This is a genomic window from Aeromonas sp. S19(2024) (assembly GCF_041402625.1).
Classification (GTDB): domain Bacteria; phylum Pseudomonadota; class Gammaproteobacteria; order Enterobacterales; family Aeromonadaceae; genus Aeromonas; species Aeromonas caviae.
On the sequence record NZ_JBGLQU010000007.1, the window covers coordinates 1 to 11,778 of the forward strand.

Consider the following 11,778-nt stretch of genomic DNA (forward strand, 5'->3'; position numbering starts at 1 on the left):
GAAGCTGTAGCTTCCCTTGGTCTCGTAGTCCGGATTGCCAATCAGGGTCACCGCGCCCGTGGCGGCATTGATGCTGAACAGCGCCGCGTCCGCTCCCGCCTTCAGGCTGTAACTGGTGGTGCCGGTCGAGATGTCGCCGCTGTCGGTGCTGGTGACGGTGTAAACCACCTGCCCGGCACCGCTGTTTTCATTGATGGCACTGGCCGTCGCCCCCGAGGTGATGGTCGGCGCCACTTCGTCCAGGTTGTTGATGCCCAAGGTGACTACCTGCTCGCTGGCATTGCCCGCCGCATCGGTGGCCACCACGGTGAAGCTGTAGCTTCCCTTGGTCTCGTAGTCCGGATTGCCAATCAGGGTCACCGCGCCCGTGGCGGCATTGATGCTGAACAGCGCCGCGTCCGCTCCCGCCTTCAGGCTGTAGCTGGTGCTACCGGTCGCGATGTCGCCGCTGTCTGTGCTGGTCACGGTGTAAACCACCTGCCCGGCACCGCTGTTCTCATCGATGGCGCTGGCCGTGGTCCCCGAGGTGATGGTCGGGGCTGTGTCATCCAGGTTATTGACCCCCAAGGTAACCACCTGCTCGCTGGCATTGCCCGCCGCATCGGTGGCCACCACGGTGAAGCTGTAGCTCCCCTTGACTTCGTAATCAGGATTGCCAATCAGGGTCACAACCCCCGTCACGGGGTTGATGCTGAAGGCTGCGTGATCACCCACCACCTTGAGGCTGTAAGTGACCTCGCCCGCATCGCTTGCGACAGCGGTATACACGCTCTGCAAAGCACCGCTATTTTCCAAAATGGCAGCAGCCGTCGCGCTTGAGCTGAATTTGGGTGCGAAGGTATCAACCACCCCGGCAACGGCATCCGTCAAATTCTGCCCCGTTTGCGCTGACGTATATTCCCCGCCCTGGACGACAATCCCCTGCGCACTTTCTGTCAACGTCGCCTTGCCGTTGCTGACCTGCAACCCGGCAAGCAGATCCTCGATGGTTTTCTGGCTATTGCCACCGTTCTGACTATCGGCACCCGATAGTGCTGCCAGTACGGCTCCATATATTTCGCCTGCGCTCAGGCCGTTGGCGCTATCAAAGGCGCCGCCATTGGTCGGCACTACCGTGGTGCCATGCAAACTCGGCAGACCAAACAGGTCGGCCACGGCATTGTTGATGTCGTTGACCATGGATTCGGCGGGCAAACTACCGGCAGCCGCATCTTGCACCTTGTGATAAGCCAGGGTGCTCAGAACGTTGAGATTGACGGTAACGGTAGAATTAGGCTGCGACACCACTTCCATCGCAAACAGCTCTGCATTCAGGTCTTTGCCTGCCTGGGTCGCCTCATCGAGATAGTCGGCGCTGGAGCCGGTGTTAACGACCCGGGCGATGACCACGCCAAGATAGCTGCCAACCGCGATTGAGAAGGTGCCATCCGGATTGACCTGCGCCTCTCCCAGCAGAGTGACACCGTCAGCCTGGTAAACCTCGACCCGCAGATCATTGCCAGCGACAACCGGGCCACCCACTATGGTCCCCGCAACTCTGTTGACGACACCGACATCGGTACCACCATCACTATCGCCGCCTCCACTACTGCCAGCAGCCAGCGCGATCCCGCCAAGACCAAGTGCCCCCAACCCGACCGTGATGGGGGTGAAGAAATCACTATCAGAACTCCCCTGCCAGATGAGTTGCTCACCATTGGCAGCCGTCTCTATTACCGGGCTCTCACTCGTCACCGCGGCACCGTTCAAGGCCGAGCCATCCAGCTCCGCCTGGGGAATAAACGCAGTATCTGGTTCATCATAAAAATCGGTGAGTTCCACCAGAACGCCATCGTCACTGGATTCGATGATCAGCGAGCCGCCCTTGCGTTTGACGAACAAGCCATCCGGGGATTTGCCGGTCGAGGTGTCGATTAACGCGTACTTGGCGCCAGATTGAGCCGGAATGATGACAGCATCGGTAAGAGGTATTTGCCGCAGTGAGCCGTCAGCAAGGCGCTCTACAAGTTGCAATGACTGTTTAACGCCTGTTTTTGAAGCCATGTAGATCTCCCTATCCACTTGTATTTAAATGATATATTTATTAGGAATGACGGCCTGCGACAAAAGGCGACGGAGTCGATACTAGCAGACAAGTTGCAGTCGAAGATAGCTGACACTGACAGGCCCGCGACGGCTCAATCCAACCAGGTGCATACGCCAAAAGACGGTGATGTCCCCCCCTCTCACCATGTCTTGGGGCCAGCACCACTCCCCTGAACCTGATGTCTAACATCCCCCGGTAGTTGCCACTCCCGGTGGCGGCACACCGTCATCTACCCTTGAAGGGCGCCGTCCGGCAGGACGGCCCTCCATTCGCCGAGACACAGAGAAGGACATCATGGGCAGCAAACGAAAATCCAGAACGGAAGAACCGGTCGTGGCCGAGGCGCAAAAGCCCCTTGGCAACAAGGCATACGAAAAGGCGCTGCGCCTCTTGCACGTGGAACTGGTCAGGCTGCAGCAGTGGGTGGTGCACAAGGGGCTCAAGGTCTGCATCGTCTTCGAGGGGCGCGACGGGGCCGGCAAGGGGGGCACCATCAAGGCGATCACCGAACGGGTCAGCCCCCGGGTCTTTCGGGTCGTCGCACTGCCCGCCCCCACGGAGCGGGAGAAGAGCCAGCTCTACTTCCAGCGCTACATCCCCCATCTGCCGGCGGCGGGGGAGATCGTCATCTTCGATCGCAGCTGGTACAACCGGGCCGGGGTGGAGCGCATCATGGGCTTTTGCAGCGAGGAGGCGAGCGACAAATTCCTGGCTGGCACCCCCATGGTGGAAAAAGCCCTGGTGGACTCTGGCATCATTCTGCTGAAGTACTGGCTGGAGGTGACCCCACAAGAGCAGGAGCGGCGGCTGCGGGATCGCATCGACGATGGCCGCAAGATCTGGAAGCTCTCCCCCATGGACATCAAGTCCTTCGATCGCTGGGATGACTACACCCGGGCGCGGGATGCCATGTTCATCGCCACCGACACCGCCTGGGCCCCCTGGTTCGTGGCCCACTCCGAGGACAAGAAACGGGTGCGCCTCAACATCATCTCCCACCTGCTGGCGCACATCCCCTACGAGGCGCTGCCGGCGGAGCCGGTGAAGCTGCCCAAGCGCAAGATAGGCAAAGTCAAACCATCGGATCACCCGCTTCGCATCGTGCCAGCACTCTTCTAGCCAGACGGGGTGAGCCCTGGCTCACCCCCTTTCCCTTCCAACCCCAAGGGACAACCGGCGCCGCCGGTATCACCCAATGGCTTGTTGTTGCTCACGTTTTCCCGTTTGCCTCCCCTATACTTCAGCGACATTCAGGTCTGGCCGAGCGAGGAGGCCCCCATGTTGCGACTGTTTGCCCTGCTGCTTGTCTGCCTGGTGCTCCCGGTGCGGGCACTGACCCTAACCCCGGTGGCGGGGGAGCTGCGCCACCCCTGGGGGCTCGCCTTCCTGCCGGATGGCGGCTACCTCGTCAGCGAGCGCCCTGGGCGCCTGCTGCGCATCGATGCAGGTGGCAACCGCCATGTGGTCTCCGGCCTGCCGCCCCTCGCCGCCACGGGTCAGGGGGGGCTGCTCGATCTCGCCCTGGACAGCGATGGCTGGCTCTATCTCAGCTACAGCGAGCCGGGGGACGGGGGAGCTGGCACCACCGTGGCCCGGGCCCGGCTGCAAAAAGAGGCCCTCGTCGATTGGCAACTGCTGTTTCGCCAAGAGCCCAAGGTGGCTGGCGGCGCCCATTTCGGCTCCCGCCTGGTGCTGACGGAGGATGGCTATCTCTTCATCACCCTGGGGGATCGCTACAGCGAGCGGGAGCGAGCCCAGACGCTGGACAACCACCTCGGCAAGACGGTGCGTCTGCACAAGGATGGCCGGGTCCCCGCCGACAACCCCTTCGTCAAGACGCCGGGGGCCCTGCCGGAGATCTGGAGCCTGGGCCATCGCAACATGCAGGGGGCGGCCCTGCGCCCGGGCAGCCAGCAGTTCTGGGCCCACGAGCACGGTCCCCAGGGCGGGGACGAGGTCAACCTCATCCTGCCAGGCCACAACTACGGCTGGCCCAGAGTGACCTTTGGCGAGGAGTACGGGGGCGGCAAGATTGGCGTGGGCCAGAGCGCGCCGGGCATGACGGCGCCACGCTGGATCTGGGTGCCCTCCATCGCCCCCTCGGGCATGGCCTTTTATCAGGGGGACCTGTTCAGGGAGTGGCAGGGGGATCTGTTCGTCGGCGCCCTGCGCGGTCAGGCCTTGTTGCGCCTGCACCTCGACGGAGACAAGATAGTCTCGGCAGAGCGGCTGCTGACCGATCTGGGGGAGCGCATCCGTACCGTCAAGGAGGGCCCCGACGGCGCCCTCTACCTGTTGACGGATTCAGGCCAGGGGCGCCTGCTCAAACTGACCCCATAGCATGAAAGGAGCAAGGATGAAGACGAATCGCACGCTGCTGGTGCTCTGCACCAGCCTCTGGTTGCTGGGCTGCAACACCATCCACGGGATGGGACGGGACATCGAGAAGGCGGGGGAGGTGATCCAGGGCTCCGCCAAGCTGACGGACGCACCGGCCGCAGAGGGTCGCTGATCCCGGCCAGGTGGCGCTGTGGTTCGCCCCCTGTCGCCCCTTTCCTTACCCCTGTTCGGCGCTGGCCACCAGACTGGCCAGCGGCGCCATGGTCACCCTGACCCCGTGCTGTGCCAATGCCTCGCGGGCGCTCTGGGGCAGTTGCTCGTCGGTGATCACCTGATCGATCGCATCCCAGCTTACCACGTTGAAGGTCCCCACCTTGCCATATTTGGACGAATCGCAGATGAGGATGCGGGTCGCCGCCGACTCCACCACGGCCCGCTTCACCGGCACCTTCTGTTCGCTCGGGGTGGAGATCCCCTGACTGTCCCAGGAGGAGGCTGACAGGAAGGCGATGTCCAGATGGAGGTTGCGCAGGAAGTGGGCGGTGGCCTCCCCGGCACAGGACTGGTTCTCGCGAATGACCTGACCCCCGGTGTGATAGAGGCGGCAGCGGCCGTGCTCGATGAGGTAGGCGCAGACCATGAAGTCGTTGGTCACTATCATCAGGTCTTCCCGAAGCGCCAGCTCCCGGGCCAGCTCCAGGGAGGTGGTACCGGCATCCAGATAGACGGTGCTCCCCTCGCTCACCTGGGCGGCGGCGAGCCGGGCAATGGCCAGCTTGGCCCCCTGCATCAGGCTGCGCTTGGCGGCGTGGGAGGGCTCGCTCTTTATCCGCTGGGAGAGGCTGACCCCGCCCGAGACGGAGAGTACCCGCCCCTGCTCCTCCAGCTTCTGGATGTCGCGCCTGATGGTCATGTGGGAGACCTGCAGCCAGTCGGTCAGCTCCACTATGCTGACCACACCGCGCTCTGCCAGCAGTTGCAGGATACGTTGCTGTCGCTCTACGGGAATCATCTTGCCTCGCGCCTCGGGGAAGGGAAGGTGCCATTCTACCCCAGCGACCTGGGAAAAAATGATAAATAACCTGAAACGGGCTCACAAATCACATTTATTCACAATAAACACGCTAAAGCTTGACCCAAAAGAATCTCAATCCGCATAAATAACAAAAATTAACACTCAATAAGTTATTTTTTGTGACGACTGCCTGATATTTCATCGCCGCAAGCCTCTACTATCTGCTCATCAGTCGTAATCGAGGAATCACGAGATGAGCACTCCCTATCATGTTGCGGTCATCGGCCTGGGCGCCATGGGCATGGGCGCCGCCCGTTCCTGCCTGCGGGCCGGGCTCACCACCTATGGCATCGACCTCAGCGAACAGGCCCGCGGCCAGTTGCAGCAGGCCGGTGCCGCCGCCGTCATGGCCGATGCCAGGCCTCTGGCCGAGACGCTTGATGCCGTGCTGTTGCTGGTGGTCAACGCCACCCAGGTGCGCCGCATCCTGCTCGGCGAAGCGGGGCTGGCTCACCACCTCAAACCGGGCACCGCCATCATGGTCTCTTCCACCATCGCCGCCGAAGAGGCGAGCGCCCTGGCCGCCGAGCTGGCGCAGATGGGACTGCCGATGCTGGATGCGCCGGTTTCCGGTGGCGCCATCAAGGCCGATGCCGGGGAGATGACGGTGATGGCCGCAGGCGCCGACGCCGCCTTCGACAAGCTGGCCCCTGTGCTGGATGCGGTGGCCGGCAAGGTCTACCGGGTCGGCAGCGAGCCGGGCCAGGGCAGCACGGTCAAGATCATCCACCAGCTGCTGGCCGGGGTGCACATCGCGGTGGCCGCCGAGGCCATGGCGCTGGCCAGCCGGGCAGGGGTGTCCCTGGATCTCATGTATGACGTGGTGACCCATGCCGCCGGCAACTCCTGGATGTTTGAAAACCGCATGCCCCGGGTGCTGGCCGGTGACTATCAGGCCCGCTCCGCAGTGGACATCTTCGTCAAGGATCTCACTCTGGTAGCGGACACCGCCAAGGCGCTGCGCTTCCCGCTGCCGCTCGCGAGCACGGCGCTGAACATGTTCCTCGGTGCCAGCAACGCGGGCCACGGCCAGGAAGATGACAGCGCCGTCATCAAGATCTTCTCAGGCATCACCCTGCCGGGTCAGGAGGAGCAAGCATGAAACTCGGAGTCATCGCAGACGACTTCACCGGCGCCACCGACATCGCCGGTTTCCTGGTGGAGAACGGCCTCTCCACCATCCAGTTTGCCGGCATCCCGGCAGAGGCGGATCTGACCGGGGTCGACGCCGTGGTGATCAGCCTCAAGAGCCGCTCCTGCCCGGCCGATGAGGCAGTGCGCGACTCCCTGGCGGCCCTCGACTGGCTCAAGGCCCGCGGCTGCCCGCGCATCTACCAGAAGTACTGCTCCACCTTCGACAGCACGGCGGCGGGCAACATCGGCCCCGTCACCGACGCCCTCCTGGCGGCGCTGGAGAGCACGTTCACCCTGATCTGCCCGGCCCTGCCGGTGAACGGTCGCACCGTCTATCAGGGCAACCTCTTCGTCGGCACCCAGCCGCTCGCCGAGTCCGGCATGCGCCATCACCCCATCACCCCCATGACCGACAGCAACCTGCTGCGGCTGATGGAGGGACAGGCCCAGGGCCGTGCCAGTCTGGTGCCGTTCAATACCATCGCACAGGGTCCCGGCGCCATTGCCGACGCCTTTGAGCAGCTAACGCAAGCTGGTGTGCGCTACGCCGTGGTCGACACCCTGACCGAGCAGCACCTGCTGGACATCGCCACCGTCGCCCTCGACATGCCTCTGGTGACCGGCGGATCCGGCCTCGCCATCGGCCTGGCCCGTCAGCTTGGCAGCGGCGATCTGCAGGGTGCCCGCGAAGCGGGCTGGCCCAGAGGCACCCGCGCCGCGGTGCTGTCGGGCTCCTGCTCCGAGATGACCAACCGTCAGGTGGCCCGCTATCGCCAGCACGCTCCTGCCCTGGCGCTGGATGTGGTGCGCTGCCTCGAAGATGCCGACTACCCGGCCGAGCTGGCGCGCTGGGTACTGGACCAGCCCCGTACCCCGGCGCCGCTGGTCTACGCCACCACCAGCCCGGCAGAGCTGGCCCGCATTCAGGAAACCCACGGCCAGCAGGCGGCCAGCGACGCGGTGGAACACTGCTTTGCCCGCCTCGCCCAACTGCTGCAAGGCGCCGGCGTGGACCGCTTCATCATCGCCGGTGGCGAGACCTCGAGCCGGGTCACCCAGGCCCTCGGCGTCAAGGCGTTCCACATAGGCCCGCAGATCGCCCCCGGTGTGCCCTGGGTGCGGGCCATCGACGCCCCCCTGTCGCTGGCCCTCAAGTCCGGCAATTTCGGGAGCGACGACTTCTTCGACAAGGCTCAGGAGTACTTCCATGACTGAACAGGCACTGCGCGACACCATGGTGATGCTGGGAGCCTCCCTCTTCCAGCGCGGTTATGCCACCGGGGGCGCCGGCAACCTCTCCGCCCTGCTACCGGACGGCACCCTGATCGCCACCCCGACCGGCTCCTGCCTGGGACGGCTCAGCGCCGACAGGCTCTCTCACGTCAATCTGCAGGGGGAACACCTGGGGGGAGATCGCCCCTCCAAGGAGGTGGCCTTCCACCTTGCCATCTACCACAACAATCCGGACTGCCGGGCCGTGGTGCACCTGCACTGCACCCACCTGACCGCCCTCTCCTGTCTGGAGGGACTGGATCCGGCCAACGTCATCCGCCCCTTCACCCCCTACTACGTGATGCGGGTCGGCCAGTTGCCGCTCATCCCCTACTACAAGCCGGGGGATGCCCGCATCGCCGAGGAGCTGGGGCGCCGCGCTCCCGAAGGCAACGCCTTCCTGCTTGCCAACCACGGCCCCGTGGTGACGGGCAAGGATCTGGTGGATGCGGTCAACAACATGGAAGAGCTGGAGGAGACGGCGCGCCTGGCACTGATGCTTCATGGCCACGCCATCCGCTACCTGAGCGAACCCGAAATTGATGAATTGAGGAGGATGAAACCATGAGCAAGTTTGCCGCCAATCTCACCATGCTGTTTACCGAGCTGCCGTTCCTGGAGCGCTTCGCCGCCGCCCGCGACGCAGGCTTCGAGGCGGTGGAGTTCCTCTTCCCCTACGAGTGGCCCGCCGCCGAGCTGGGCCGCCGCTTGCGCGAGCAGGGGCTCTCCCAGGCCCTGTTCAACATGCCGCCGGGCAACTGGGGCGCGGGTGAGCGCGGCATGGCTGCCATCCCGGGGCGGGAAGCGGAGTTTCGCGGCCACCTGCCAAGCGTGCGTGACTATGCCCTGGCGCTCGGCTGCACCAAGGTACACGCCATGAGCGGCATCGTGGACCCTGCTCATAGCCTCTCGGCCCACCGCCAGACCCTGATCGACAACATCCGCTTCGCCGCCGACTTCCTGGCCGAAGACGGCATCAAGGTACTGCTGGAGCCGCTCAACGATAGAGATGTGCCCGGCTACTTCCTGGCCCACCAGCTCGACGCCCTGGCCCTGGTGCAGGAGATAGACAGACCCAACGTGGGGGTGCAGCTCGACCTCTATCACGCCCAGATCATGGACGGGGATCTCACCCGTCTCATCGGCAAGCTGGGCCCGGCCATCGGCCATGTCCAGATCGCCTCGGTGCCGGACCGCCACGAGCCGGACGAGGGGGAGATCGCCTACCCCCACCTGTTCAAAGCGCTGGCGCAGGCGGGCTACCACGACTGGATAGGCTGCGAATACAACCCCAGAGCCGGCACCCGGGAAGGGCTGGGCTGGCTGACACAACAATAACGACCCTGAACATGAACGAGTCTGAGGATAACAAGATGCAGATCATCATCACCGGCGGCGGTGGCTTCCTGGGCCAGAAATTGGCCCGGGCTCTGCTGCAAGGCCCCCACCCCTTCACCGAGCTGCTGCTGGTGGACATCCAGCAGCCACAATCCCCCCTGCCGGACCCCAGGGTTCGCTGTCTGCGGGCCGACCTCACCGAAGCCGGTGTCGCCGAGTCCCTCATCAGCGAGCGGACCGCCGTGGTCTACCACCTGGCGGCCATCGTCAGCAGCCACGCGGAGCAGGACTTCGATCTCGGCTGGCAGGTAAACCTGGACACCACCCGCACCCTGCTGGAGGCGTGCCGCCATGCCCGGCCGGGCATCCGCTTCGTCTTCACCAGCTCGCTCGCCGTCTATGGCGGCCCGCTACCGGAGCTGGTGAATGACGGTACCGCCCTGACCCCCACCTCCTCCTACGGCGCCCAGAAGGCCATGGGGGAACTGCTGGTCAACGACTACAGCCGCAAGGGCTTCGTCGACGGTCTGGTATTGCGCCTGCCCACCATCTGCGTGCGGCCGGGCAAGCCGAACCGCGCCGCCTCCTCCTTTGTCAGCAGCATCATCCGCGAGCCGCTGCAAGGGGAAAGCGCCATCTGCCCGGTGAGCCCGGCACTGCGTCTGTGGCTCTCCAGCCCCGCCACCGTGGTCGCGAACTTCCTGCTGGCGGCCAGACTTCCCGCCACCGGTGACGCCCGCAGCATCAACCTGCCCGGCATCAGCGTGACCGTCGGCGAAATGCTGGAGGCCCTCGCCCGGGTCGGTGGCCAGGCGGCCCGGGATCGGGTGCAGTTTGCCGCCGATCCGGCCATCGAGCGCATCGTGGCGAGCTGGCCGGGACGCATCGACAACCAGCGGGCCAGCGCCCTCGGTTTCGCGGCAGACAGGACGTTTGCCGACATCATCGACAGTTTCATCACCCATGACATGCAGGAGGCATCATGAGCGACATCCCAACCCCCATCATCGGTCTCATCATCGCGGTCTTCGTGCTGGTGTTCCTGGTCATCCGCACCCGGGTGCACGCCCTGATCGCCATGCTGGCGGCGGCCTGCATCGCCGGGATCACCGGCGGCATGAGCATCGACAAGACCCTCACCGTGATCACCCAGGGCTTTGGCTCCACCCTCGGCAGCATCGGCATCGTCATCGGCCTCGGGGTCATGATGGGTCGCCTGCTTGAGGTCTCCGGCGCCGCCGAACAGATCGCCTACAGCTTCATCAAGTGGCTCGGCAAGCGCCGCGAGGAGTGGGCACTGGCCATCACGGGCTACATCGTCAGCATCCCCATCTTCGTGGATTCCGCCTTCGTCATCCTCTATCCGGTGGCCAAGGCGCTGGCAAAAAGTGGCAAGCGCTCCCTGCTCACCCTGGGGGTGGCGCTCGCGGGCGGCCTGGTGGTAACCCACCATACCGTGCCGCCGACCCCGGGCCCGCTGGGGGTTGCCGGCCTGTTTGGCGTGGACATCGGCGCCATGCTGCTGACCGGCATGGCCCTGGCCATCCCCTGCGTGCTCGGCATCGTCTTCTACGCCCAGTGGCTCGACAAGAAGTATCCCGAGTTCGGTGCCCAGGCCGCCCAGACCCCGGACGAGCTGCAAGCCACCTATGAGCAGTACCTCAAGGAGAAGGAGGGCAAGACCCTGCCGAGCCTGACCCTGTCGCTGCTGCCGATCCTGGTGCCCATCGTGCTCATCTTCGTCAAGGCCATCTTCACCACCCTCGCCACCCTGGAGGGGATGGACGGCCTGATGGCGAACCCCCTGGTGCAGGGCATCAACTTCATCGGCACCCCCATCATCGCGCTGGCCATCAGCGTGCTGCTGGCGGTCTATACCCTGGTCCCGCACATGGACAGGCACGCCACCGCCGCCCGCCTGGAAGAGGGGTTGCAATCCGCCGGCATCATCTTGCTGGTGACCGGTGCCGGTGGGGCGCTGGGGGCCGTGCTGCGCGACAGTGGCGCAGGCCAGCAACTGGCCGAGCAGATCGCCCAATTGCCCATCTCCCCCATCCTGATCCCCTTCATCGTGGCGACTCTGGTGCGCCTCATCCAGGGGTCCGGCACCGTGGCCATGGTGACGGCGGCCTCCATCTCCGCCCCCATCCTGGCGCAGATCCCCGGGGTCAACATGTTGCTGGCCGCCCAGGCCGCCACCATGGGGTCGCTCTTCTTCGGTTACTTCAACGACAGCCTGTTCTGGGTGGTCAACCGCATGATGGGGATCTCCGACGTCAAGCAGCAGATGATCGTCTGGTCCATCCCGACCACCATCGCCTGGGCCATCGGCGGCACCGGCGTCGCCCTGCTGAACCTGCTGTTCGGCTCCGGCGGCACCTGGTTCGACCCCGTGCTGCCGCTGCTGGTGCTGGCCCTCATCGTCTGGTACGTCAAGGGGCAGTCCCTGGCTCCGGCGGCAGGGGCCGTCCCGAGCCGGGAGTCATAACTCGCGCCGTCACGGCACCGCTGTGTGACGAGGGCCAGTCTGCTA

11 protein-coding genes are annotated in these 11,778 nt (G+C 64.7%); 9 read left to right on the plus strand and 2 right to left on the minus strand.

Annotated features, from left to right (window positions below; genetic code table 11):
- A partial coding sequence (locus ACB037_RS14575) for a cadherin domain-containing protein (protein WP_371175488.1) occupies positions 1–2,043 on the minus strand: 2,043 nt, incomplete at its 3' end.
- A 337-nt stretch (positions 2,044–2,380) separates the two neighbouring features.
- Between ACB037_RS14575 and ppk2 the strand changes: the two genes are divergently transcribed.
- The 3 genes from ppk2 (at position 2,381) to ACB037_RS14590 (ending at position 4,598) form a co-directional block, all read left to right on the plus strand.
- On the plus strand, positions 2,381–3,205 hold the full coding sequence (gene ppk2, locus ACB037_RS14580; RefSeq protein WP_010673303.1) for a polyphosphate kinase 2: 825 nt from the start codon (positions 2,381–2,383) through the stop codon (positions 3,203–3,205).
- Between the two features lie 159 nt (positions 3,206–3,364).
- Entirely contained in the window at positions 3,365–4,426 is a 1,062-nt protein-coding gene (locus ACB037_RS14585; protein WP_371175489.1) for a PQQ-dependent sugar dehydrogenase, read from the plus strand.
- A 16-nt stretch (positions 4,427–4,442) separates the two neighbouring features.
- Entirely contained in the window at positions 4,443–4,598 is a 156-nt protein-coding gene (locus tag ACB037_RS14590; RefSeq protein ID WP_139736637.1) for an entericidin A/B family lipoprotein, read from the plus strand.
- A gap of 45 nt (positions 4,599–4,643) precedes the next feature.
- Here the strand turns inward: ACB037_RS14590 and ACB037_RS14595 are convergent, their stop codons facing one another.
- On the minus strand, positions 4,644–5,438 hold the full coding sequence (locus ACB037_RS14595; protein WP_010673300.1) for a DeoR/GlpR family DNA-binding transcription regulator: 795 nt from the start codon (positions 5,436–5,438) through the stop codon (positions 4,644–4,646).
- A 256-nt stretch (positions 5,439–5,694) separates the two neighbouring features.
- On the opposite strand from ACB037_RS14595, the gene ltnD reads away from it, so the two are divergent.
- Genes ltnD through ACB037_RS14625 form a run of 6 tightly spaced genes read left to right on the plus strand, consistent with a single transcriptional unit; the run spans position 5,695 to position 11,733 of the window.
- The gene (gene ltnD / locus ACB037_RS14600) at positions 5,695–6,603 is read left to right on the plus strand and encodes an L-threonate dehydrogenase (protein WP_319859922.1); all 909 of its coding nucleotides are present in this window, start codon (positions 5,695–5,697) and stop codon (positions 6,601–6,603) included.
- Positions 6,600–7,850, plus strand: a complete 1,251-nt coding sequence (gene otnK, locus ACB037_RS14605) for a 3-oxo-tetronate kinase (protein WP_371175490.1) — start codon at positions 6,600–6,602, stop codon at positions 7,848–7,850. Before ltnD ends, otnK begins: the two co-directional genes overlap by 4 nt.
- Positions 7,843–8,475, plus strand: coding sequence for an aldolase (locus ACB037_RS14610; RefSeq protein WP_039041066.1), 633 nt, complete (start codon positions 7,843–7,845; stop codon positions 8,473–8,475). The genes otnK and ACB037_RS14610 overlap by 8 nt, the downstream gene beginning before the upstream one ends.
- Entirely contained in the window at positions 8,472–9,245 is a 774-nt protein-coding gene (gene otnI, locus ACB037_RS14615) for a 2-oxo-tetronate isomerase (protein WP_371175491.1), read from the plus strand. The genes ACB037_RS14610 and otnI overlap by 4 nt, the downstream gene beginning before the upstream one ends.
- Positions 9,246–9,256: 11 nt before the next feature.
- Positions 9,257–10,231, plus strand: a complete 975-nt coding sequence (denD, locus tag ACB037_RS14620) for a D-erythronate dehydrogenase (RefSeq protein WP_371175492.1) — start codon at positions 9,257–9,259, stop codon at positions 10,229–10,231.
- Complete coding sequence (locus tag ACB037_RS14625; protein ID WP_010673294.1) at positions 10,228–11,733, plus strand: GntP family permease; 1,506 nt, start codon at positions 10,228–10,230, stop codon at positions 11,731–11,733. Before denD ends, ACB037_RS14625 begins: the two co-directional genes overlap by 4 nt.
- Positions 11,734–11,778 lie beyond the last annotated feature (45 nt).

Coding starts and splice junctions, on each gene's coding strand:
- ACB037_RS14610 (WP_039041066.1), top strand. CDS start 7,843: ATGACTGAACAGGCACTGCGCGACACCATGGTGATGCTGGGAGCCTCC.
- ltnD (WP_319859922.1), top strand. CDS start 5,695: ATGAGCACTCCCTATCATGTTGCGGTCATCGGCCTGGGCGCCATGGGC.
- ACB037_RS14585 (WP_371175489.1), top strand. CDS start 3,365: ATGTTGCGACTGTTTGCCCTGCTGCTTGTCTGCCTGGTGCTCCCGGTG.
- otnI (WP_371175491.1), top strand. CDS start 8,472: ATGAGCAAGTTTGCCGCCAATCTCACCATGCTGTTTACCGAGCTGCCG.
- ppk2 (WP_010673303.1), top strand. CDS start 2,381: ATGGGCAGCAAACGAAAATCCAGAACGGAAGAACCGGTCGTGGCCGAG.
- otnK (WP_371175490.1), top strand. CDS start 6,600: ATGAAACTCGGAGTCATCGCAGACGACTTCACCGGCGCCACCGACATC.
- ACB037_RS14595 (WP_010673300.1), bottom strand. CDS start 5,438: ATGATTCCCGTAGAGCGACAGCAACGTATCCTGCAACTGCTGGCAGAG.
- ACB037_RS14590 (WP_139736637.1), top strand. CDS start 4,443: ATGAAGACGAATCGCACGCTGCTGGTGCTCTGCACCAGCCTCTGGTTG.
- ACB037_RS14625 (WP_010673294.1), top strand. CDS start 10,228: ATGAGCGACATCCCAACCCCCATCATCGGTCTCATCATCGCGGTCTTC.
- denD (WP_371175492.1), top strand. CDS start 9,257: ATGAACGAGTCTGAGGATAACAAGATGCAGATCATCATCACCGGCGGC.